This is a genomic window from Arthrobacter sp. Leaf69 (assembly GCF_001422645.1).
In the GTDB taxonomy this organism is placed as follows: Bacteria; Actinomycetota; Actinomycetes; order Actinomycetales; family Micrococcaceae; genus Arthrobacter.
Genome location: NZ_LMLR01000016.1, coordinates 115,471 through 137,771, shown reverse-complemented (window position 1 = coordinate 137,771; position 22,301 = coordinate 115,471). Strand labels below are relative to the sequence as shown.

The following is a 22,301-nucleotide window of genomic DNA, read 5'->3' as shown; positions in this document are numbered from 1 at the left end:
CTGTTCTATTTTCCCTGATGGAGCTCGGTGAGCCGAACCGTCATGGCCAGCCGGTCGGGTTTCCCGTTCGGCAGCATGAGCAGTTCGCCGGTCGCCAGGACGGTCTTTGGGGCCAGGGCGCCCAGCGCCGGGGACCAGGCGGCCCCGGCGGTGAAGCCTGCGATGCCCTGCGGGGAGCCGTCCGCTAGCGCCACGTATGCGGCGAGGGCCTGGCCCCATTCGGCGGACGGGACCCCGGCGACAAAGGCGGCCTGCACGCCGTCGAGCCGCTCAAGCTCCGCCTGCACATGCGCGGCGGAGACCTTCACGCCGCCGGTGATGACGACGTCGTCGGCCCGGCCGAGGACGGTCAGTTTCCCGTCCGCGTCCAGCGCGCCGAGATCATTGGTCCGGTACCACCGCACGCCGTCGTCCTCGACGAACGCCTCCGCGGTGAGTTCCGGGGCGTCCAGGTAGCCGGCGGCGATGGTGGACCCGCCCAGCAGGATGCGCCCGTCATCGGCCAGCCGCACCTCGACACCCTCGAGCGGAACGCCGTCGTACACGCAGCCCCCGCAGGTCTCGGCGGAGCCGTAGGTGGTCACTACGCGGACGCCGGCGTCGCGGGCCGCTGTGAGCAGCGCCGGCGGGACCGGCCCTCCGCCCAGCAACACCGCGTTGAAGCGGCGCAGCGCGGCCAGCGTCTCGGCCGACGGGGCATCCAGTAGCCGCTGCAGCTGCGTGGGCACGAGTGAGGTAAACCGCAGCTTGTCGGTCATTTCCTGCGCCGCCGCGGTGAAGGCCTCCGGGGTGAAACCGCCGCTGAGGTCCATCGCCCAGGGCCGGGTGCCGGCGAACAGGGAGCGGACCAGCACCTGGAGTCCGGCCACGTACTGCACAGGAAGGGCGAGCAGCCACTGGCCTTCTCCCTTGAGCGCCAGGGCGGTGGCCATCGAGGACGCCGCCAGAGCGTCGAGCGTCAGCACCGTCGCCTTGGGCGTGCCGGTGGAGCCGGAGGTCCGCACCACGGCTGCGGCGTCCTCCACTCCCGGGGTTTCGAGCAGCTCCACAGCCGGGGACCCGTCCGGACCGGCGGAGAGTTCGACGGCGGGGCCCTCACCGCGGAGGGCGGCGGCCAGCGCCGTGAGTGCGGGCTCGATGTTCACAGCAGTCACGTGATCGCCCTAGAAGTAGTAGGGGAAGTTGGACCAGTCCGGATCGCGCTTCTCCAGGAAGGCTTCCTTCCCCTCCACCGCCTCGTCCGTCATGTACGCCAGCCGGGTGGCTTCGCCGGCGAAGACCTGCTGGCCGGCCAGGCCGTCGTCGGCCAGGTTGAACGCGAACTTGAGCATCCGGATGGCCTGCGGGGACTGCCGGGCGATGTCGGCGGCATATTCCAGCGCCACGTCCTCGAGCCGCTCGTGGTCCACGGCCTCGTTGACGGCACCCATCCGGACCATGTCCTCGGCCGAGTATTCCCGGGCCAGGAAGAAGATCTCCCGGGCGGCTTTCTGGCCGATCTGGCGGGCCAGCAGCGCAGAGCCGTAGCCGGCGTCGAAGCTGCCGACGGTGGCGTCTGTCTGCTTGAATTTTCCGTGCTGGCGGGAGGCGATGGTCAGGTCTGACACGACGTGGAGGGAGTGCCCGCCGCCGGCGGCCCAGCCGTTGACGACGGCGATCACCACCTTGGGCATGGTGCGCATGAGCCGCTGGACCTCCAGGATGTGGAGCCGGCCGGCGCGCGCGGGGTCGATACTTTCCTGGGTCTCACCCTCTGCGTACCGGTACCCGTCCCGGCCGCGGATCCGCTGGTCCCCGCCAGAGCAGAACGAGTGGCCGCCGTCCTTGGCGGAGGGGCCGTTGCCGGTGAGCAGCACGGTGGCCACGTCCGGGGTCATCCGGGCATGGTCCATGGCGCGGTACAGCTCGTCCACGGTGCCGGGGCGGAAGGCGTTGCGCACCTCGGGCCGGTTGAAGGCAATGCGGACGGTCGGCAGGTCGCGCACCACGGTGCCGTCCGCGGAACGCTCCACCTGCCGGTGGTAGGTCATGTCCTGGAAATCGTCGAAGCCGGACACAGTGCGCCAGCGGCTGGGGTCAAAAACGTCGGATACCTTGGCGGGGATTTCGTTGCTCACAGTCCGAGTCTAGTAATCGGCTCAGCTGATGCAGAACTCGTTGCCTTCCGGGTCCGCCATGGTGTGCCACGAATGCGGGCCCTGGCTGGCAGTCCAGAGGAACGTGGCGCCGCGGGCTTCGAGGGCGGCGCGCGCCCGGTCCTTGTCCGCGCCGGCGAGCCTCACGTCCCAGTGGACCCGGTTCTTGATGGTCTTCTCCTCCGGGACCGTCTGGAAGAGGATGCGTCGCTCGGGCGATGTGGCGTCGAGTTCCTCGGGCGGGCGGATGGCTGCCCCGGCACCCCACACAAGATGGCCGTTGTGGATCGTGGTCTCGGCCTCCGTGGCGAAGCCCTGCGCGATCATGGAGCGGATGAAGGACTCGTCCTGCGGCTCCACGGCCCACTCGAGGGTTTCGGCCCACCAGTCGGCGAGCTCATGCGGGTTCCGGCAGTCGACGGCGATCTGGATGTTGAGTGTCATGGAAAGAAACTACGACGCCGGGGCCCGCGGCGGTAGGTCCCAGAAGCAAGTTCCGGCCACGCACCAAGCAACGCGGGGTGACTTAGCGCCCATAATGGGCGGCGGAATGGGCCGGCGGTGACCCCGCGTTGCTTTTGGTCAGGGCTGGGCGTTCTGGAGCTGCTCCATGAGTTCCGGCGGGATGGCATAGATGAAAACGACGGCCAGCAAGTTCTTGGAGGCGTGCACGAAGTAGGCAAACATCACGTTCTTGCCGGTCCAGACATACACGAAAACGAGGACCGCGCCCATCGCGAGGTAGGGCATCAGCACCGGCAGGGTCAGGTCTTCCTGTCCGACAATATGCAGGGCGGCGAAGAGCACCACGGACAAGGCACAGCACACCCACAAGTTGACGCGGCGGCTGAGCTTGCCGATCAGCAGGTGCCGGAAGATGTACTCCTCCACAAAGGGGCCCACGATCACCAGCAGCGGCACCATCAGCCAGGCCGGCACCTGCTGCATGAGCGCCTGCAGGCCGGCCTGGTTGGCGGACGTCTGCGGCGGCCCGGTGAGCGAGACGAGGACCGCGGTGAGGATCATCATGGCCACCACCGCGAGGGGGACCATCAGCATCGTAAACCAGGGCCTCGTGGCGAGGACCTTGAGATCCCGGGCGGCGACGTGCCGGACGGCGGCCAGTGCCAGGACCCCGATGCCGCCGTAGAAGATCAGATTGACGGAGTAGGACGCCACGGCAGGGTTGGGCGACAGCTGGAGCATCAGCGGCACCAGCAGCCCGCCGGCCACAGCGAAGAAGACGGCGACGGCCACATACATGCCTGCCGTGATGAAATCGAGCCGCGAGAACCGGTACAGTTCCGGCCGCGGCGCCGGTGGTGTGCGGAGAGCGGTGCCCATGCCACCAGCCTAGCGCCGCAGCCGAAGGGCCGAGTCACGTATAATATTCGGTATGCCTAATATTTTGTTTCGGTCCACCAAAGTCGTTGGCCGAACTCCCCGCCTCCGCGGCGTTGGCGCCGCCGTCGCCGCGGCTCTGCTCGGACTGTCCCTGGCCGCGTGCGGGGGTGTGGGGCAGGGGTCGGTGGCCGGTGACGAGAAGCCGGTGGTGCTGACCACCTTCACCGTGCTGGCCGACGTGGCGCAGAACGTGGCGGGGGACAAGCTGCAGGTCGAGTCCATCACCAAGGCCGGCGCCGAGATCCACGGATACGAGCCCACGCCCGGGGATATCCGCAAAGCATCCAAAGCTGACCTGATCCTGGACAACGGACTGAACCTTGAGGCCTGGTTTGCCCAGTTCGTTGAGGGCCTGGACGTTCCGCATGCCGTGGTGAGCGAAGGCGTGGAAGTGATGTCCATCAGCGAAGACTCCTACGAGGGCAAGCCAAACCCGCACGCGTGGATGTCGCCGGTCAACGTGCAGCTCTACGTGGACAACATGGTGAAGGCGTTCTCGGAGCTTGATCCGGCCAACGCCGCGGCCTTCGAAGCGAACGGCGCAGCCTACAAGGCCAAGCTGCAGTCCGTGAAGGACGAAATGGTCCGGAAGCTCGCAACCGTCCCCGAGGCGCAGCGTGCCCTGGTGACATGCGAGGGCGCCTTCTCGTACCTGACGCGCGACGCCGGCCTCCGCGAGGTTTACATCTGGGCCGTCAACGCCGAACAGCAGGCCACCCCGCAGCAGATCACCAAAGCCATCGAATTCGTGAAGGCCAACAAGGTCCCCGCCGTCTTCTGCGAGTCCACGGTGTCGGACGCCCCCATGCGCCAGGTGGTGGACGCGACGGGGTCGGCGTTCGGCGGCGTGCTGTACGTCGATTCGCTCTCCGAGGCGGACGGCCCCGTCCCCACCTACCTGGACATGATCCGGCACGATTCCAAAATCATCACCGAAGGCCTGACGGGAGCGGCATCATGAGCAATCCGGCAATTTTGGTGGACCACGTCACCGTCCACTACGGGGAGGTCCTGGCGCTCGACGCCGCCTCCCTCTCCGTGGATGCGGCCCGGATCTGCGGGCTAGTGGGCATGAACGGGTCCGGCAAATCCACGTTGTTCAAGGCGATCATGGGAATGGTCAAGCCCGACGCCGGCCGTGTCCTCATCAACGGCGAACCTCCGGCGAAAGCGCGCAAGTCGGGCGGAATCGGCTATGTCCCGCAAAGCGAGGACGTGGACTGGCAGTTCCCGCTGTCCGTCCGCGATGTAGTGATGATGGGCCGCTACGGGCACCAAGGCTTCACCCGCCGCTCGTCCAAGGCGGACCGCGACGCCGTCGACCTCGCCCTGGACCGGGTGGAGCTGTCCGAATTCGCCAACCGGCAGATCGGCCAGCTCTCCGGCGGGCAGAAAAAGCGTGCGTTCGTGGCCCGCGGAATCGCCCAGGGCGCCACCATCATGCTCCTGGACGAGCCGTTCGCCGGGGTGGACAAACGCTCGGAGGCCACGATTACGCGCCTGCTGAAGGAACTCGCCGCCGATGGCTGCACCATCCTCATTTCCACCCATGACCTGCACGCCCTGCCCCAGCTCTGCGACGAGGCGGTGCTCCTGATGCGCAAGGTCCTGATGCACGGCCCGCCCGAGGTGGTGCTGCAGCCGGAGCACCTGGCAAAAGCCTTCGGGCTCGACGTCCTCAACCGGGAGCTCCCCGGCCCTGACCGGGACCTTCCGGCCCGCGGCGTTTCGAACCAGCCGGGGAGGAACTGAGCCATGGACCTCTTTGACCTCCTGCTGGAACCGCTGAGTTATGACTTCATGGTCCGCGCCATCGTCACCACGGCGCTCGCGGCCATCGTCTGCGCCGTGCTGAGCTGCTGGCTGGTGCTGATCGGCTGGTCGCTGATGGGGGACGCAGTCTCCCACGCCGTGCTGCCCGGGGTTGTGCTCGCCTACATCGTCGGTGCCCCGTTCGCGCTGGGAGCGCTCGTGTTCGCCCTCATCGCCGTAACCCTGATCGGGGTGGTCCGCAACACCAGCCGGGTGAAGGAAGACGCGGCGATCGGGATCGTGTTCACGTCGCTGTTCGCCCTGGGCCTGGTGCTCATCTCGGTCACGCCGAGCCAGACAGACCTCAACCACATCATTTTCGGAAATCTGCTCGGCGTCAGCGTTCCCGACCTCATCCAGGTTCTGGTGCTGGGAGTCGTCGCCTTTGCCATTCTGATTCTCAAGCGGCGTGACCTCACGTTGTACGCCTTTGACCCCACGCACGCCCATGCAATAGGGCTGTCCCCGAAACGCCTCGGTGCCCTGTTGCTGGGCCTGCTGGCGCTGACCTCCGTGGTGGCGCTGCAGACCGTGGGCGTGGTGCTGGTGGTGGCCATGCTGATCATTCCCGGAGCCACGGCGTACCTGTTGACGGACCGGTTCTCCCGCATGCTCGTGATCGCCCCGGTCATCTCCGCAGTGTGTTCCATCGCCGGGATCTATCTCAGCTACTACCTGGACACCGCCTCGGGCGCCATGGTGGTCCTGACGCAGGGGGCCGCGTTCGCCGTCGTCTATCTGTTCAGCCCGCGGCAGGGGCTGATCGGCACCCGGCTGGCGATGGCCCGGCGCCGGAAAGTGGCAGCGCTCGCCGCCTGATGCGGCCCGGGCCGCGTCCGGCGACGGGCCCCGGATACGGCTAACGCCCGGGCCGAGGGCGCCGGGCGTTAGCTATTGGGATTGCAAGTGCTCAGGATCTAACGGAACTGCTCTGGATCTAACGGACCTGTTCCAGATCTAACGGAACAGGGACCCGTACGTACCCATGATGATCCGGTCGCCCGGGGTGGACTTGCGGAGGTAGTCCACCACGGCCCAGTCATCGAGCGAGATGCATCCGGCTGTCGGCACCTTGTTCATGTGCAGGAAAATGGCGAAGCCGGCGTCCTGGACGATGTTGGGCCGGTTGTAGTTGATGACTGCGCCCTGGCGGTAGTAGCCGCCGCTCGCGAACCACCACATGTTCTCGTCATAGCCCACCCAGGAGGACGACTCGTGGTACTTGTTGTACGTCGCCGTCCAAGGGTTACCGCCCCACCGCGAACGGGGGTTCAGTGTACGGTAAGGAAGCTTCGTGCCCGGGTTGCCCAGACCGAAGGCTTCCGTCACGGAATACGAGCCGGTGGGGGAGTACAGGTTCCGGGTGGGACCGGACGGGACGCCCGGCGGCTTGAAACCTGAGGCACCGACGTAGCCGTCAGTCCGCCAGTCCGGCACATAAGCTCCGGCGACGTTCATGCAGTACAGGTTGGTCGCGTGGGACACTCCGTAGCCCGAGGTCCAGGTGAGGAGGACACGGTTCGCGCCGTGCGTAGGGTACTTGGACTGGCCGTTGTTGAGCTTGTGGCATTCAGACATGCCATAGACCCTGGTCCCGGCGGAGCGGGACCAGGTGATTTCCCCGCGCTGGTAGGACTGCACGCAGGCGCTGCCAACGCAACGCTCGCTCGCGATGGGGTACCCCAGCGAGCCACCGGGGCCGCCGGCTGAGATGAACTTGCTGTCGATCCCCCGGCCGGAAATCCAGGCACCCGTGGTGGGCGACCAGTAGATGCGTCCGCCCTGGAAACGCTGCACGCAGCCACTGGCGGCTTGTCCGCAGGTCTCGCTGGCGAGCGGGTAGCCCAGCATACTTCGCGACGATCCGACGGCGGAATACCGGCTTCCGATGGCGCCGCGGGCCACGTGCGGGCCCGTGGCGGGCGACCAGAAGATGCTGCCACCCTGGAAGCGCTGCACGCAGCCACTGGCAGTCAGGCCGCAGGTTTCTTCCGTTACCGGGTAACCCAGCACACTGTTCTGCGCTCCGCCTGCCTTCCAGCGGCCCAAAATCCCGCCCCAGACGACGTGGCCGCCGATTCCCGGTGCCCAGTAGATCTGGCCCTTGTCGAACTGCTGGAAGCATCCGGATGCCTTCAGCCCACAGGCCTCGGCAGCGACGGGGAGGCCAAGGACTGCCTCGCCGCCGGCGGCGGCCCAACGGCTCCCGATGCCGCTTCGGGCGGAGAATTCCAGAAACTTCGTTCCGGTCCATGCCACCACGCGGCCGCTGGAGAACTTCTGGAGCGTTCCGCCGGACACGGCAGTCTCATCCGTGACGGGATGGCCGTAAAGCGCCAGGCCGCCCTTGGCATGCCAGCGGGGGCCGGTGTGTCCCTCGGTCCGCAGGACCGGGTGCGCCCCCGTTGCCGAGGTCCAGAAAATGGATCCGCCTTCGAACGCCTGGCTGCAGACGCCGAGTGAGCAGACCTGGTTGGCGGTCGGTTCACCGAGGGGGCCGGCGGCACCCTTCAGTGAAGTCCACTTCGCCTCGAAGGGTCCTTGGACGACGAAGGCCGGAGGCGTCGGCTCTTCCGTCGGGCTCGGCGTCGGCGTTGGTTCGACCAGGGGCAGTGTCTCCTCCGCGGTGGGTTTCGCCGTTGCTGTTGCAGTCGCAGTGGCGGTGCCTTCCGGAGCCGGTACGGCGGGGACCGGGGCGGTCCCGGTCGGCGTCGGTGTTCCGGTTGGCGTGGCCGCCAGGGTGGTTGGCGTCGGAGCAACCGTTGCGTCATCGGCGAAGGCCGGCCCGACCGTCAGCGGCCCGGCCGTCAGCCCGACGATCACCGCCGTGATGAGAAGCAGCTTCTTTTTCATGGGGCATCCTCTACGGAGACGACTGGCGTGCAGGTACCGTTGCTGTCTTTGGTCTTGGCGAAGTTCGCCGCGGCTATGTCAGCCGACTGGCCGGCGGGAACTGTTTTGGTGATGAGCGTGTGCCCTGCCACCGCCGGGCCCGCGGTGACCCCGATTGCCACGGAAAACACTTTGTTCTTGTCGCTGTTGTTGACGAGGGTCCCCTTGAAGGACCACGACCCGTCGGCTGTTGCGGTGCAGACGTGCTGCTGCAAGGCGTCGGGTGCGTTCAGCGACGTGGAAACATCGGCGGGCTCGGAGGTACCCGGCGCCGGAGATGCTGATGTTTGTGGTGCTGATGCTGCTGGCGTTGCTGCTGTGCGGCTCTCGCTGGGTCCGGCCGGGCCGGAACCGCCGCTCGAACACCCCGCCAATACGAGAAGCAGCACTGCAGGCAGTAGCGCTCTCTGTTTCATGTTCCCCCCTGAATCACGGCGTTACTGCCACGGCCTGCAGTGACGGTGCAGGCGCCCCGGCCAGGAAAATCCCTCGCCGGCATGCTCAGAGTAATGGAAGCAACGCCCTGACCAGCGCTTTTGCGTCAAAACATCGCTATTACTGCGGTTCGCGGGCGGCCTGGGATGTAGCCCGGGTCACGCCGGGGTCCTGAATGCTAGTACGATGGATGAGCCGCGCGAGCTTCGACACTTGTGAGGTTCGGTACACGCCTTGGTCCCTTCCGGGGGCTTGGGCCCGAATTTTGTGTACTTGAATCCACGGTCCTGTCCCGGCCATACCTCGACCTACAAGGAAACAGCTGTGCCATCAACTACCCCCACAGAACTTAAGAGCCCGACGGCGCAATCCGCCGTCGTCGACTCGACTCTCAGCGCCGAGGGCTACAAAAAGTCCCTGAGCGGCCGGCAGGTCACCATGATCGCCATGGGCGGCGCAATCGGCGTCGGCCTCTTCATGGGTGCCGGCGGACGCCTGGCCTCCACGGGTCCCGCGCTGATCTTCTCGTACGCCATTGCCGGCGTCATCGCCTACCTGCTGATGCGCGCCCTGGGCGAGCTGATCATGTACCGCCAGACGTCGGGCTCGTTCGTCAGCTATGCCGGCGAAATGTTCGGCAAGAAGGGCGCGTATGTGTCCGGCTGGATGTACTTCATCAACTGGGCCATGACCGGGATCGCCGAACTGATCGCCATCGGACTGTACTTCCAGTTCTTCTTCCCCAACGTGCCGGTGGAACTGACCGCCATCGCAGCGCTGCTGCTGCTGGTGGGCGTCAACCTCCTGAGCGTCAAGGCGTTCGGTGAATTCGAGTTCTGGGCTTCCTGCCTGAAGGTGGGCGCCATCCTCATCTTCCTGGCCGTGGGCACCTTTATGGTCATCACCAACGCCCAGGTGGGCGACGGCAACGCCTCGGTCAACAACCTCTTCGCAGCCGAAGGCGGGATGTTCCCCAAGGGTGCGCTGGTCATGATCCTGGTCCTGAACGCCGTGATCTTTGCCTACAACGGAATTGAGCTCGTGGGCATCACCGCCGGCGAAATGCAGGACCCGGCCAAGGAAGTGCCCAAGGCCATCCGCGCGGTCGTCTTCCGCATCGTGGTGTTCTATGTCGGTTCCGTGACCCTCCTGGCCATGCTGCTGCCCTCGGACCAGTACGTGGCCGGCACGTCGCCGTTCGTCACGGTGTTCGGCCAGATGGGCCTTCCCTGGATGGGCGACGTTATGAACATGATCGTCATCACCGCCGCGCTGTCCTCCTGCAACTCCGGCCTGTACTCGATCGGCCGGATCTTCCGCACCATGGCCAACAATGGACATGCTCCGGAGTGGCTGACCAAGATGTCCAAGAGCCACGTGCCGTATGCCGCCATTCTGGCCATCGGCGGCGTGTACCTCGTCGGTATCCTGCTCAACATCTGGCTCGGCGGCTCGTACGCCTTCGACCTTGCGCTGAACTCCGCGTCGATCGGCGTGATCTTCACCTGGGGCGCCATCTTCGCCAGCCAGATCGCGCTGCGCAAGACCAAGGGCAAGGTGTCGTCCCTGCCCGCGCCCGGTGGAACCTGGACGAGCTGGGCGGGCCTCGTTGCGCTGCTGGCCATCACGGTGCTGATCGGCTTCGACACCATGACCAGCAAGAGCGGTGACGTGTTCCACCTGGGCCTCTGGACCCTTGCGACCATCCCATTCTTCGCGCTGCTGCTGTGGCTCGGCTGGCACAAGGTCAAGAACAACGAACCCAAGAACGCGCTCTTCAACTAACCGTTCAGGGCAAGAAGCAACGCAGACGACGGCGGTCCTCCGGTGAGGGGGCCGCCGTCGTTCGTTTAGGCCGGTGACGCCGTGCAGGGCGTGGGGGCGCTTGAGCCCGGGTCTCGGCCCGTGCTGTTCGCGGCTACGCCGACGATGCGCCCATTGGACGAGAATGGCCGCTATCCGGGGTGGGTTAGCGGCCGTTTGTGGCGAATCGGTGGGGCCGGGCGCCTGCAAAAAGGCCTGCCCGCGCAGCCAAGAACCCTGCCCACAAAAAAGCGGCGACGGACATCCCCCAAAGGAATGTCCGGCGCCGCCGTCTTGCGTCAGGACTAGTCCCGCTTGAAAGCGTCCTTGGCGTTCTCGCCGACCTTCTTGGCGTCCGCGACTACCTGGTCCTTCTGGCCCTCGGCGCGCAGTTCGTCGTTGTTGGTGGCGTTGCCAGCAGCTTCCTTGGCCTTGCCGCCGAGGTGCTCTGCTTCGTTCTGAATCTTGTCTCCGATACCCATGGTGTGAACACCTTTCGTTTCCGGTTGAAATTCAACGTCTTTTCAGAATAACACAAAGCATGCTTACTAATTCAAGGGGGTATCAGGTTGCGAGGGATGAAATCCGCGGGGGAGCCGGGCTAGGCTCAATGGCATGGAGCACAAACTCAGCCTGACCCAGCACGTCAACGCACCGGCGGACAAAGTGTGGGCGGTCATTTCCGACATTCCTGGTTCGGCCGCAACCGTGTCCGGCATCGACTCGATCCAGATGCTGAGCGACGGCCCCTACGGCGAGGGCACGCGCTGGAAGGAAACCCGCACCATGATGGGCAGGTCGGAAACCGTGGAAATGTGGGTGTCCCAGGCGAGCCCTCCCCGGAGCACCACGGTGAAAGCGCTGCAGGGCGGGGCCGACTACACCTCACGCATGACGCTGGCCGATCGCGACGGCGGCACGGACCTCACAATGACCTTCGGCGCCGACCTGATCAATCCCTCCCGGATGAGCAAACTGGCGATGGCGCTCTTCGGAAGGCTGGGCATGCGCATCACCCGCAAGGCCCTCGCCAAGGACCTGGCAGAAATCGCGGCCAAGGCCGAGTCGCTCTAATGGCGCGGGGCATCGCGTCCAAAGCGCCAAAGATCACCGCGCCGCGGCTCAGCCCCGTCCGGCTCGAAGAGCTCCAGGACGACCCGGCTCCGGACTTCCAGCCGGGGGCGAGGTACGACGGCGTCCGGTTCAGCAGGGCGTCGGCCGACGGCCGGGAACTCGCCGGCGCCGATTTCGCCGAGTGCGACTTCCAGGGCGTGTCCTTCAATGAGACCCAGCTGCGCGGCGCCAGTTTCCGCGACTGCATCCTGGCTGAGATGTACGCCCCCGTGTTCACGGCAGCCCGTAGCACGCTGCGCGACGTCGAGATCGGGAACCCGCGCTGGGGTTCCGCGGAACTCTACGAGAGCGGCTGGCAGTCCGTTCGGATCGACGGCGGCAAACTCGACTACGTGAATCTGCGCGGGGCCAAGCTCACGGACGTCCAGATCAGCGACTGCATCATCAGTGAACTGGACCTGGGTTCCTGCACGGCAACACGGGTGGCGCTGAAGAACTGCACCATCGGCACACTCGACGTCGCGGGCGCCAGGCTTAAGGACTTTGACATCCGCGGCACAGATTTCCGCGTCATCAGCGGCCTGGGGAGCCTCGCGGGCCTGGTGATCGATGACTACCAGCTCGGCCTGCTTGCCCCGCTGATGGCGAGCCATCTCGGCGTCGTGGTCGCGTAATCCGGCGGAGGCCTGATTGACCCCCTTGCCGTGCCGTGTAATCTTTATAGAACGAACGGTCGGTAAATTGGCGCGCTGACGGTTGGCCGTGGAGGCCGCCGCCGAAAAGAGTTCGCTCGATGACAGATTCGATGACAGAGACGTTTATCGCGTGAAGGGTGTACCCATGGCATCAGCAGCAGCAGGACCACAGGCATTTCTCGTAGGCGGTGCCCGCACTGCGGTGGGCCGCTACGGCGGGGCGCTCTCCGCGGTCCGCCCCGATGACCTGGCCGCCCTGGTGATCCGCGCGGCCGTGGCGCGGGCCGGACTGGATCCGGACCGCATCGACGAAGTCATCATGGGCAATGCCAACGGCGCAGGCGAGGAAAACCGCAACGTCGCCCGCATGGCCACCATCCTGGCCGGTCTCCCGCTGCACATTCCCGGCATCACCGTGAACCGGCTCTGCGCCTCCGGCCTGAGCGCCATCATCATGGCCAGCCAGATGATCAAATCCGGAGCCGCGGACATCGTGATCGCCGGCGGCGTCGAATCCATGAGCCGTGCCCCCTGGGTCCAGGAGAAGCCGCAGGCCGCCTTCGCGAAGCCCGGACAGATCTTCGACACGTCCATTGGCTGGCGCTTCGCGAACCCGCTGTTCCAGAAGGGCGAACTCTCCCGCGGCGGCAAGATGACCTACTCCATGCCGGAGACGGCCGAGGAAGTCGCCCGCATGGACGGGATCACCCGCGAGGACGCCGACACCTTCGCCGTCCGCTCCCACGAACGTTCCCTCGCGGCCATCGCCGCCGGCCGCTTCGCCGGCGAGATCGTCCCGGTCACCGTCAAGACCCGCAAGGGGGAAACCGTCGTCGACACCGATGAAGGCCCCCGCGCCGGCACCACGATGGACGTCCTCTCGGGCCTCCGCCCCGTCGTCGCCGGCGGGTCCGTGGTCACGGCAGGAAACTCCTCCACCCTTAACGACGGCGCCTCAGCGATCATCGTCGCGTCCGAAGCCGCCATCGAGCGGCTCGGGCTCACCCCGCGCGCCCGGATCATCGACGGCGCCTCCGCCGGCTGCGAGCCTGAGATCATGGGCATCGGGCCCGTCCCGGCCACCCAGAAGGTGCTCGCCCGGACCGGTCTTGGCGTCGGCGACCTCGGCGCCGTCGAACTCAACGAGGCCTTCGCCACGCAGTCCCTCGCCAGCATGCGCCGGCTTGGGCTGGACCCCGAGATCGTGAACCGCGACGGCGGCGCCATCAGCCTGGGCCACCCGCTGGGTTCGTCCGGGTCACGGATCGCGATCACCCTGCTGGGCCGGATGGAGCGCGAGGACGCCCGGATCGGCCTCGCCACGATGTGCATCGGCGTGGGCCAAGGCACTGCGATGCTGCTGGAGCGCGTGTAGTGGCGGCCGCCGCGACGGGTCTCAACCCGCAGGATTTCAGCACGCTGCTGATCGACGAACGCGAGGACCGGCTGGTGGTGCTCCTCAACCGGCCCGAGGTCCGCAACGCCATCGACCAGCAGATGGTCGACGAGCTGCACGCCGTCTGCGCCGCGCTGGAGCAGACCCCGAAGGTGCTGATCATCGCAGGCACGGAGGGAGTCTTCGCGTCCGGGGCGGACATTGGCCAGCTCCGCGAACGCCGCCGCGACGATGCCCTGCAGGGCATCAACTCCACCATCTTTGTGCGGATCGCCAAGCTCCCGATGCCCGTCATCGCGGCCCTGGACGGCTTCTGCCTGGGCGGCGGCGCCGAACTGGCGTACGCCGCGGACTTCCGGATCGGCACCCCGTCCGTGCGGATCGGCAACCCGGAGACGGGACTGGGGATTCTCGCCGCTGCCGGCGCGAGCTGGCGGCTGAAAGAGCTGGTGGGGGAGCCCGTGGCCAAGGAAATCCTGCTGGCCGGTACTGTGCTGCGGGCCGAACGGGCGCTCGCGGTCAACCTCATCACCGAGATCCACGAGGCGCCCGAGCTGATGGCGGCGGCCCACGCCCTGGCCGACAGGATTGCCGGCCAGGATCCCCTCGCGGTCCGGATCACCAAGTCGGTGTTCCATGCCCCCGCCGAGGCGCACCCGCTGATCGACCAGCTGGCGCAGGGGATCCTCTTTGAGTCCCAAGCCAAGTTCGACCGCATGCAGGCTTTCCTGGATAAGAAATCCGATAAGAAATCCGCCAGGAAGCCAGCCGACACGTCCGACCAGGATCCAGACCGGAAGAAGAACTGAAGATGAGCAACTCCGCAAACCCCGCGAACCTTCCCGACGGCGGCCTCCCCAACAGTGCCCTCCCCGACTGTAACCTCCCCAACTTCGTTGGAGTCCTCGGCGGGGGCCGGATGGGCGCCGGCATCGCCCACGCCTTCCTGATCAACGGCGCCAGTGTCCTCGTCGTCGAGCGCGACGAACAGTCCGCGGAGGCTGCCCGCGAGCGGGTGGAATCAGCGGCGGCCAAAAGCATCGAGCGCGGCGCCACGGACGGCAACCTGGACGAGATGGTGTCGCGGCTCTCCGTGACCGTGGACTACGACGACTTCAAGGACCGCCAGCTGGTCATCGAGGCCGTTCCCGAAGACTGGGACCTGAAAGTCGTGTCCCTGCGGGGGATCGAGGAACGCCTCGCCGCCGACGCCTACCTCGCCTCCAACACGTCCTCGATCTCCGTCAACGCGCTGGCCCGTGAGTTGCAGCGCCCGCAGAACTTCCTCGGCCTGCACTTCTTCAACCCGGTGCCGGCGTCCACCCTGATCGAAGTGGTGCTCGGCGAACAGACCTCGGAGCCGCTGGCCCAGGCGGCCCGTGGCTGGGTCGAAGCGCTGGGCAAGACCGCCGTCGTCGTCAATGACGCGCCCGGTTTCGCGTCCTCACGGCTGGGGGTCGCGATTGCCCTCGAAGCGATGCGCATGGTCGAAGAAGGAGTGGCGTCCGCCGAGGACATCGACAACGCCATGGTGCTGGGCTACAAGCACCCCACCGGCCCCTTGCGGACCACGGACATCGTGGGACTGGACGTCCGGCTCGGTATTGCCGAATACCTCGCCTCCACACTGGGCGAGCGCTTCGTCCCGCCGCAGATCCTGCGCGACAAGGTGGCCCGCGGCGAGCTCGGACGCAAGACCGGCAAAGGGTTCTTCGACTGGACCGACTAGTGTCCTATAGGATCTTCGATTGTCGCCATGAGCTCGGATGTGATCTTGACAACATCCTTTAGATAGTAAATCCTATAGGAAACAGGATTCCACGAAGGAGTGAACCCATGGCTTATACAGCCGAAAACTGGCCCATCACCGCAGCGCTCCTGCAGTTCCCGGGAACCGACGCACAGGGCAACCACATCAACGACGCCGAGGCGTCCGACTGGGCCGAGGTCCTCACCGAGGTCAAGGACGCCGGCTTTGCCAACGCTGACCTCACCGACAGCTGGGTCCGCCCCGGCGACCTGAGCACGGCCCGCCTGGCGGAATTCAAGCAGACCGCTGCCACCGTTGGCATCGGCATCCCCGTCATCTCCGCCATCCGCCGCAGCGTGATCGAGGAGCGGAACTGGGAAGCGAACCTGGCCTACAGCCACCGCACCATCGACGCCGCCGCGGAACTCGGCTGCGAAGTGGTCTCCTTCGGGCTGCACCAGGCGCTCACGCCCGAGCAGCGCAAACAGCTCTGGTTCTGGACTGTCGAAGGACACAAAGACCCGGTGGGGGACAAAGAAACCTGGGGCAAGGCCGTCACCAGGCTCCGCGAACTGGGCCAGCACGCCGCCGAGGCCGGGATCCTCCTCTCGCTCGAAATGTACGAGGACACGTACCTCGGGACCGCGGATTCCTCCGTTCAGCTGGTCCAGGACATCGGACTGGCCAACGTGGGCATCAACCCCGACATCGGAAACCTCATACGGCTCCACCGTCCGATCGAGGACTGGCGCGAGATGGTGGCCAAGACGCTCCCGTACTCCAACTACTGGCACATGAAGAACTACATCCGCGATGAGGATGTGGCCCGCGACAGCTACGTCGCCATGCCCGCGCCGATGGAAAGCGGCCTCATCAACTACCGCGAGGCGTTCAAGATCGCCCTCTCGGTCGGCTTCCAGGGAATCCTCTGCACCGAGCACTACGGCGGCGACGGACTCAGTGTCACCGCCAGCAACCAGGACTACCTGCGGCGCCGGATCCTGCCGAAGACCGACGGCTACGCCCTCGGCCAGAGCCAGGTGGCACAGGGCCGGCGGCAGCCGGCGACGTCGGAACTCGCCGGCGTCTGACCCGGCGCCTAGACCGGCGCCTCACGCTGGCGCCTGGTGCGGCCGTCAAGTCATTTGGGGGCGGCCGCACCACCCCGATCTACTTCAGCTCTCTTTCCACTGCATTAGTTCTCCAACACGGATTCAATGAGGAAACCATGACCCAGATCTTCGACAATCCCGCTGATTTCGCGGATGAGGCACTGGACGGCTTCGTTGCGGCCAACCGCGGCTACGTTGCCCGTGTCGACGGCGGCGTCGTCCGTTCCACCGAGGTCCCGGCCGGGCAGGTCGCGCTGGTGGTCGGCGGCGGCTCCGGGCACTACCCCGCCTTCGCCGGCCTCGTGGGGCCGGGCCTGGCCGCCGCCTCGGCCTGCGGCAACATGTTCGCGTCGCCCGCGGCCGGCCAGGTCTACCGCGTGGCCAAGGCGGCCAACGCCGGCGGCGGCGTGCTGCTGAGTTACGGCAACTATGCCGGTGACGTCCTGCACTTCGGCCAGGCCCAGCTGCGCCTCAACGCCGAAGGCATTGAAACCCGCACAGTCCTGGTCACCGACGACATCGCCAGCGCCCCGCTGGACCAGATCGAGAAGCGGCGCGGCATCGCTGGCGACCTGACGGTCTTCAAGATCGCCGGCGCCGCTGCAGAGGCGGGACTCGACCTGGACGACGTCGAACGGCTCGCCATTCGGACGAACTACCGCACCCGCTCGTTGGGTGTTGCCTTCGACGGCTGCACGCTGCCCGGCGCGGATGCGCCGCTGTTCACTGTCCCGGCGGGGCACATGTCCCTCGGCCTGGGCATCCACGGCGAACCGGGCATTTCCGATCACCCCATGCCCACGGCCTCCGAACTGGCCGAGCTCCTGGTCAGTCAGCTGCTCGCTGACAAGCCTCACGACGCCGGCAGCCGCGTCGTGGCGATCGTCAACGGCCTCGGCACCGTCAAGTACGACGAGTTGTTCCTGCTTTTCGGAAAAATCGAAAAGCTTCTGGTCGCGGCCGGGCTCACCGTGGTGGAACCCGAATGCGGCGAGCTCGTCACCAGCCTGGACATGTCCGGGCTCTCCCTGACCCTGCTGTGGCTCGACGACGAACTGGAGCAATACTGGGCGGCCCCGGCCGACACCCCGGCGTTCCGCAAGGGCAATCTGGCCTCGCGGCCGGCGCGCCAGATGGCCGCTGCGGACGCCGAAGTGGCGTCCGCCGTCGAACGCCCCACACCGGCCGCGGCAGAGCTCGGACGGCAGGCGGCCGCAGTGCTCCGCCAGGTCCGGGACGTCGTCGTCGAACATGAGGAGGAACTGGGCCGGCTGGACGCAGTCGCCGGCGACGGCGACCACGGCATCGGGATGCGCCGCGGCGTGGAAGCAGCGGTCACCGCGGCTGAGCAGGCGGCCGCGAACGACGGCGGCGCTTCGCCGGCGCGCGTCCTGACCGCCGCGGGGGAGGCCTGGAGCGAACGCGCGGGCGGCACCTCCGGCGCGCTCTGGGGATCCGCGATCATCGCCGCAGGGCTGGCGCTGGGAAACCGGGACAGCTACAGCGGCGGGGATGCCGCGGCCACGGTCACCGCCTTCGCCGCCGCGATCACCGAACTGGGCAAGGCAGATCCCGGGGACAAGACCATGGTGGACGCCCTGCTGCCGTTCCGGGACGCGTTCTGTACGGCGCTCGACGGCGGCGCTTCCGCCGGTGACGCGCTCGCCGCCGCCGCGGCCGCCGCCCGGACCGCCGCGGACAGGACCGCGGACCTCCGCCCGCTCAAGGGACGCGCCCGGCCGCTCGCGGAAAAGAGCCTGGGCCACCCCGACCCGGGGGCGGTTTCGTTCGCCCTCATCGCAGCAAGAATTTCCGCCCACACAAACGGCCGGCTCGCTAACCCCGAACTGGCCAAGCAAGGAGCACAGGCATGAGCACAACAACAGGCTGGCGCGTCGTCGTCGGCAACGACGAGGCCGGCGTCGAATACAAGAACGCACTCAAAGCCCTGCTCGAGGCGGACCCGCGCGTCGCCTCCGTGCAGGACATCGGAGTCGGCGCCAACGACTCCACTGCCTACCCCCACGTCGCCGTGGACGCCGCACGCAAAGTCGCCGAGGGCGACGCCGACCGGGCACTGCTGATCTGCGGCACCGGCCTGGGCGTGGCCATCGCGGCCAACAAGGTCCCCGGCATCCGCGCCGTCACCGCGCACGACAGCTACTCGGTGGAACGGTCCGTGCTCAGCAACAACGCCCAGGTCCTCACGCTCGGACAGCGCGTCATCGGCCTGGAACTCGCCAAAAAGCTCGTCAGCGAATGGCTGGGCCACCGCTTCGACGAAACCTCTTCCTCCGCCGCCAAGGTGGACGCCATCTGCTCCTACGAGCCCGAATACACGAAGGCAGTCTGACCATGACCGAATCAACAGGTAACGCCGCCGCCATCAACGCCGCCCGCAGAATCGCCGTCGTCGGCTCCGGATACATGGGCGGCGGGATCGCGCAGGTCCTGGCGCTCGGTGGTGCCCGCGTGGCGCTCGCCGATGTGTCCGCCGAAGTGGCGCAGAAGAACTACGAGCGGCTGCTCGCCGAATCGGACGAGTTCGTCGCTGCCGGGCTCTTCCCGGAAGGCTCCACCGCCATCCTGAAGGAAAACCTCTGGGCGGCCAAGGACATCGAGGAAGCCGTGGCAGATGCCGACTTCATCGAGGAAGCCGTCCCCGAAGTCATCGCCATCAAGCACCAGACGCTGGCGCGCATCAGCGCCGCCGCCCGCCCGGACGCCATCATCGGGTCCAACACGTCCACGATCTCCATCGCGGAGCTGTCCGAGCCCGTCGCCAACCCGGGACGCTTCCTGGGCGTGCACTTCTCCAACCCGTCCCCCTTCATCCCGGGCGTGGAAATCATCCCTCACGCCGGCACCTCAGCGGCCACCATCGGCGCTGTCCGCGAACTCGTCCACGCCGCGGGCAAGCAGACCGCCGTCGTCAAGGACGTCACCGGCTTTGTGCTCAACCGGCTCCAGTACGCCTTGTTCCACGAGGCCGCCCAACTGGTGGAGCAGGAGATCGCGACGGCGGAGGACATCGACACCCTGGTCCGCACCACCTTCGGTTTCCGGCTGCCGTTCTTCGGACCCTTCGCCATCGCCGACATGGCAGGGCTGGACGTCTACAACTTCTGCTACAAATCGCTGCAGACGGAGTTCCCGGAACGTTTCGCGACGCCGAAGGTCCTCAGCGACCTCGTCGACGCCGGGAAGCTTGGCACCAAGACCGGCGCCGGCTTCCTCAATGTCCCCGCCGAGCGCACCCCGGAACTCATCGCCTATCGGAACAAGGCGTACGTGGCCATGCAGAAGCTCATTGACGAGCTCGGCCCCGCCCCCATCAACTAAGCCCCGCCACTTTCACGCCTTCAGGAGCACTCCCATGAGCACTTACCCCGCAGAACGCACCGCGATCGTCACCGGCGCCGTCTCGGAGCGCGGCATCGGCCGTGCGACCGCCAACTACCTGGCCGCGCAGGGCTGGAACGTCGGCATCATCGATCTGGACGACGCGCTGTGCAAGGCAGCAGCCAAGGAACTGGCCGCCGAGCACGGCGTCAAGGCGTTCGGCGCCGGCGCCAACGTCTCCGACGAGGCGTCCGTCCGCGCGGCGATCGACGCGATCGAGGCCGAACTGCCGCAGATCGTCGCCCTGGCCAACGTGGCCGGCGTAAGCTCGCCGGTCCCGTATCTGGAACTCGACGCCGCCGAGTGGGACCGGGTGCTGAGCATCAACCTCAACGGCGTGCACTACGCCACCCGCCGGGTGGCCGAATCCATGGTGAAAAACAGGATCGGGCGCATCGTCAACATCTCCTCCGTCTCCGCGCAGCGCGGCGGCGGCACGTTCTCCAAGACGCCGTACTCCGTGGCCAAGGCCGGCGTGATCGGGCTGACCCGCGCCACGGCCCGCGAACTGGGCGAGTACGACATCACGGTCAACGCGATCTCGCCGGGTCCCATCGACACCGACATCATGGGCGGCACCCTCAGCGAGGAACGCAAGGACGAACTCACCAAAGACCTCGTGGTCAACCGCGTCGGCTCCACCCGGGACATCGCGGCCGCCATCGCCTTCCTCATCAGCGAGGACGCCGGCTACATCTCCGGCCAGACGCTGAATGTGGATGGCGGACTCTACATGCACTAGGGAAGAAGCAATATGGCACAGCCCAACAACACCCCCGCCTCAGGGTTCGCGTCCTGGAGCAAAGGACGGAAGCTCTATCTCGCCGTCGGAATCCTGGCCTGCCTGGCCGGAATCATGATCATCGCCTTTTCACGCTAGGAACTTCTGCTGACCGGCTCCACCGTTTTTCGCACCTGATCCATCCCCTGAGTTACACCACTGATTGCTCGACGAGGAGTTTTTGATGTCCGTAACAACCACGTCCACTAGGGACCTCCTGGATACGCCGGTACTGAAATCGGCGATTTCCAAGGCGTCCTTCCGGCTGATGCCCATGCTGGTCATCCTCTATGTGGTCGCCTTCCTGGACCGCACCAACGTGGGCTTCGCCGAAGCCGCCCTCGGAGTGGACAGGGGCATCACGGCCGGCGCCTACGCGCTGGGCGCCGGGATTTTCTTCATCGGCTACGCCATCTTCGAGATCCCCAGCAACCTCCTTTTGACGAAGTTCGGGGCCAAGATCTGGCTGGCCCGCATCGCCATTACCTGGGGCATCGTCTCCGCGTGCTTCGCGTTTGTCCAGGGCGAGACCTCGTTCATCATCCTGCGGTTCCTCCTCGGTGTCACGGAGGCCGGGCTCTTCCCGGGGGTCATCATGTTCCTCGCCGCGTGGTTCCCCAACAAGGTCCGCGTCAAAATGTTTGCCATCTTCTATCTGGCGCAGCCCTTCTCGCAGATGCTGGGCGCGCCGCTGTCCGGCTGGCTGATCAACATCGGCGACCAGGTGCCCGGCGTCCAGGGCTGGCAGGTTATGTTCTTCGTGGAAGGCATGCTGGCGGTTGTGGCCGGCGTTGCCGCGTTCTTCTTCCTCATCAACAGCCCGCAGGACGCCAAGTTCCTCGACAAGGACGAGAAAAAGGCACTCCTGGACGTCATGGAGCTGGAGGACTCCGTCAAGGAGGAGACCGGTCCGCGCGGCGTGCTCGCCGCCATGAAGAACGGCAAGGTCTGGTACTTCACAGTCATCTACTTCTGCCTCCAGATCGCCGTCTACGGTGTGACGTTCTACCTGCCGCAGCAGGTCGCCCAGCTGACCGGCCAGAAAGTCGGCTTCGCGGTGGGCATGCTGGCCGCCATCCCGTGGTTCTTCGGCATCTTCGCCTGCTACTTCATCGGCAAGGCCGCAAACACCGTGATCCGCCGCCGCGTCTGGGGCACCGGGCTGTTCATCTCCACCGGCCTGTGCATCTTCGGGTCCGCGTGGGCGGGCGCCAACCACCTTCCGGTGCTGGGCATCCTCTTCATCACGCTGGCTGTCTGCAGCTTCCTGTCCATCGGTCCCATCGCCTGGTCCTACCCGACGGCGTTCCTCACCGGCACCGCCGCGGCGGCGGGCATTGGCCTCATCAACTCCCTGGGCAACCTGGGCGGTTTCGTGGCTCCGATCCTGCGGACCTCGGTCAACCAGATCACCGCCTCGGACACCGGAACCATGGGTGTCTACGCCCTGGGTGTGCTCCCGTTCCTGGCCGCGGTCATGATGTTTGCGACCAAGCGGTTCAAGAACAAGGCCGACGACCTGCTGGAGCAGTAGATACCGTTCAGGGGCCTCCGGCGCGCCTGGCGCGCACTTGGCGCGCACTTGGCGCGCCGGGCGCGTCAACCGCGCC

Annotated in this window: 23 protein-coding genes; 16 read left to right on the top strand and 7 right to left on the bottom strand. The window is 66.5% G+C overall.

The window, feature by feature from the left end; all coding sequences use genetic code 11:
• Positions 1–5: 5 nt before the first annotated feature.
• From ASE96_RS17865 to ASE96_RS17850, 4 genes are all read right to left on the bottom strand, one after another.
• The gene (locus ASE96_RS17865) at positions 6–1,154 is read right to left on the bottom strand and encodes an AMP-binding protein (RefSeq protein WP_200913092.1); all 1,149 of its coding nucleotides are present in this window, start codon (positions 1,152–1,154) and stop codon (positions 6–8) included.
• A 9-nt stretch (positions 1,155–1,163) separates the two neighbouring features.
• Positions 1,164–2,117, bottom strand: a complete 954-nt coding sequence (locus ASE96_RS17860; protein ID WP_056433604.1) for a 1,4-dihydroxy-2-naphthoyl-CoA synthase — start codon at positions 2,115–2,117, stop codon at positions 1,164–1,166.
• 21 nt (positions 2,118–2,138) lie between these two features.
• Positions 2,139–2,579 (bottom strand): VOC family protein, encoded by a 441-nt coding sequence (locus ASE96_RS17855; RefSeq protein ID WP_056433602.1) that lies wholly within the window; start codon positions 2,577–2,579, stop codon positions 2,139–2,141.
• Between the two features lie 138 nt (positions 2,580–2,717).
• On the bottom strand, positions 2,718–3,479 hold the full coding sequence (locus ASE96_RS17850) for a CPBP family intramembrane glutamic endopeptidase (protein ID WP_056433599.1): 762 nt from the start codon (positions 3,477–3,479) through the stop codon (positions 2,718–2,720).
• 52 nt (positions 3,480–3,531) lie between these two features.
• On the opposite strand from ASE96_RS17850, the gene ASE96_RS17845 reads away from it, so the two are divergent.
• The 3 genes from ASE96_RS17845 to ASE96_RS17835 are packed head-to-tail and all read left to right on the top strand — an operon-like array spanning position 3,532 to position 6,170.
• Positions 3,532–4,500: a metal ABC transporter substrate-binding protein gene (locus ASE96_RS17845; RefSeq protein ID WP_056433596.1), complete on the top strand. Its 969-nt coding sequence runs from the start codon at positions 3,532–3,534 to the stop codon at positions 4,498–4,500.
• On the top strand, positions 4,497–5,291 hold the full coding sequence (locus ASE96_RS17840; RefSeq protein WP_056433593.1) for a metal ABC transporter ATP-binding protein: 795 nt from the start codon (positions 4,497–4,499) through the stop codon (positions 5,289–5,291). The genes ASE96_RS17845 and ASE96_RS17840 overlap by 4 nt, the downstream gene beginning before the upstream one ends.
• A gap of 3 nt (positions 5,292–5,294) precedes the next feature.
• Positions 5,295–6,170 carry a metal ABC transporter permease gene (locus ASE96_RS17835; protein ID WP_056433590.1) on the top strand — a complete coding sequence of 292 codons (876 nt, stop codon included), beginning with the start codon at positions 5,295–5,297 and terminating at the stop codon, positions 6,168–6,170.
• A gap of 138 nt (positions 6,171–6,308) precedes the next feature.
• Here the strand turns inward: ASE96_RS17835 and ASE96_RS17830 are convergent, their stop codons facing one another.
• Together ASE96_RS17830 and ASE96_RS19290 are read right to left on the bottom strand one after the other, a co-directional pair.
• Positions 6,309–8,204 carry a hypothetical protein gene (locus ASE96_RS17830; protein WP_056433587.1) on the bottom strand — a complete coding sequence of 632 codons (1,896 nt, stop codon included), beginning with the start codon at positions 8,202–8,204 and terminating at the stop codon, positions 6,309–6,311.
• Positions 8,201–8,659 (bottom strand): hypothetical protein, encoded by a 459-nt coding sequence (locus tag ASE96_RS19290; RefSeq protein WP_162238838.1) that lies wholly within the window; start codon positions 8,657–8,659, stop codon positions 8,201–8,203. The genes ASE96_RS17830 and ASE96_RS19290 overlap by 4 nt, the downstream gene beginning before the upstream one ends.
• Positions 8,660–9,002: 343 nt before the next feature.
• On the opposite strand from ASE96_RS19290, the gene ASE96_RS17820 reads away from it, so the two are divergent.
• On the top strand, positions 9,003–10,463 hold the full coding sequence (locus ASE96_RS17820; RefSeq protein ID WP_056433581.1) for an amino acid permease: 1,461 nt from the start codon (positions 9,003–9,005) through the stop codon (positions 10,461–10,463).
• Between the two features lie 323 nt (positions 10,464–10,786).
• Here ASE96_RS17820 and ASE96_RS17815 read toward each other — a convergent pair whose 3' ends face one another.
• Complete coding sequence (locus tag ASE96_RS17815; protein WP_056433578.1) at positions 10,787–10,963, bottom strand: CsbD family protein; 177 nt, start codon at positions 10,961–10,963, stop codon at positions 10,787–10,789.
• Positions 10,964–11,096: 133 nt separating this feature from the next.
• Between ASE96_RS17815 and ASE96_RS17810 the strand changes: the two genes are divergently transcribed.
• From ASE96_RS17810 to ASE96_RS17760, 12 genes are all read left to right on the top strand, one after another.
• On the top strand, positions 11,097–11,555 hold the full coding sequence (locus tag ASE96_RS17810; protein WP_056433575.1) for an SRPBCC family protein: 459 nt from the start codon (positions 11,097–11,099) through the stop codon (positions 11,553–11,555).
• On the top strand, positions 11,555–12,229 hold the full coding sequence (locus tag ASE96_RS17805; RefSeq protein ID WP_056433572.1) for a pentapeptide repeat-containing protein: 675 nt from the start codon (positions 11,555–11,557) through the stop codon (positions 12,227–12,229). Before ASE96_RS17810 ends, ASE96_RS17805 begins: the two co-directional genes overlap by 1 nt.
• 166 nt (positions 12,230–12,395) lie before the next feature.
• The gene (locus ASE96_RS17800; protein ID WP_056433569.1) at positions 12,396–13,625 is read left to right on the top strand and encodes a thiolase family protein; all 1,230 of its coding nucleotides are present in this window, start codon (positions 12,396–12,398) and stop codon (positions 13,623–13,625) included.
• Positions 13,625–14,455 carry an enoyl-CoA hydratase/isomerase family protein gene (locus ASE96_RS17795; protein ID WP_056433566.1) on the top strand — a complete coding sequence of 277 codons (831 nt, stop codon included), beginning with the start codon at positions 13,625–13,627 and terminating at the stop codon, positions 14,453–14,455. The genes ASE96_RS17800 and ASE96_RS17795 overlap by 1 nt, the downstream gene beginning before the upstream one ends.
• 2 nt (positions 14,456–14,457) lie before the next feature.
• On the top strand, positions 14,458–15,375 hold the full coding sequence (locus ASE96_RS17790) for a 3-hydroxyacyl-CoA dehydrogenase family protein (RefSeq protein ID WP_056433563.1): 918 nt from the start codon (positions 14,458–14,460) through the stop codon (positions 15,373–15,375).
• A gap of 107 nt (positions 15,376–15,482) precedes the next feature.
• Entirely contained in the window at positions 15,483–16,487 is a 1,005-nt protein-coding gene (locus ASE96_RS17785; RefSeq protein ID WP_056433560.1) for a sugar phosphate isomerase/epimerase family protein, read from the top strand.
• Between the two features lie 137 nt (positions 16,488–16,624).
• Positions 16,625–18,382, top strand: a complete 1,758-nt coding sequence (gene dhaL / locus ASE96_RS17780) for a dihydroxyacetone kinase subunit DhaL (RefSeq protein ID WP_056433557.1) — start codon at positions 16,625–16,627, stop codon at positions 18,380–18,382.
• Positions 18,379–18,861 carry a ribose-5-phosphate isomerase gene (locus ASE96_RS17775; protein WP_056433554.1) on the top strand — a complete coding sequence of 161 codons (483 nt, stop codon included), beginning with the start codon at positions 18,379–18,381 and terminating at the stop codon, positions 18,859–18,861. Before dhaL ends, ASE96_RS17775 begins: the two co-directional genes overlap by 4 nt.
• A gap of 2 nt (positions 18,862–18,863) precedes the next feature.
• Positions 18,864–19,850, top strand: a complete 987-nt coding sequence (locus ASE96_RS17770; protein ID WP_200913091.1) for a 3-hydroxyacyl-CoA dehydrogenase family protein — start codon at positions 18,864–18,866, stop codon at positions 19,848–19,850.
• A 34-nt stretch (positions 19,851–19,884) separates the two neighbouring features.
• The gene (locus ASE96_RS17765) at positions 19,885–20,652 is read left to right on the top strand and encodes an SDR family NAD(P)-dependent oxidoreductase (protein WP_056433551.1); all 768 of its coding nucleotides are present in this window, start codon (positions 19,885–19,887) and stop codon (positions 20,650–20,652) included.
• 12 nt (positions 20,653–20,664) lie between these two features.
• Entirely contained in the window at positions 20,665–20,790 is a 126-nt protein-coding gene (locus ASE96_RS19735) for a hypothetical protein (RefSeq protein WP_268753772.1), read from the top strand.
• An 85-nt stretch (positions 20,791–20,875) separates the two neighbouring features.
• Positions 20,876–22,225 carry an MFS transporter gene (locus ASE96_RS17760; protein WP_056433548.1) on the top strand — a complete coding sequence of 450 codons (1,350 nt, stop codon included), beginning with the start codon at positions 20,876–20,878 and terminating at the stop codon, positions 22,223–22,225.
• Positions 22,226–22,301 lie beyond the last annotated feature (76 nt).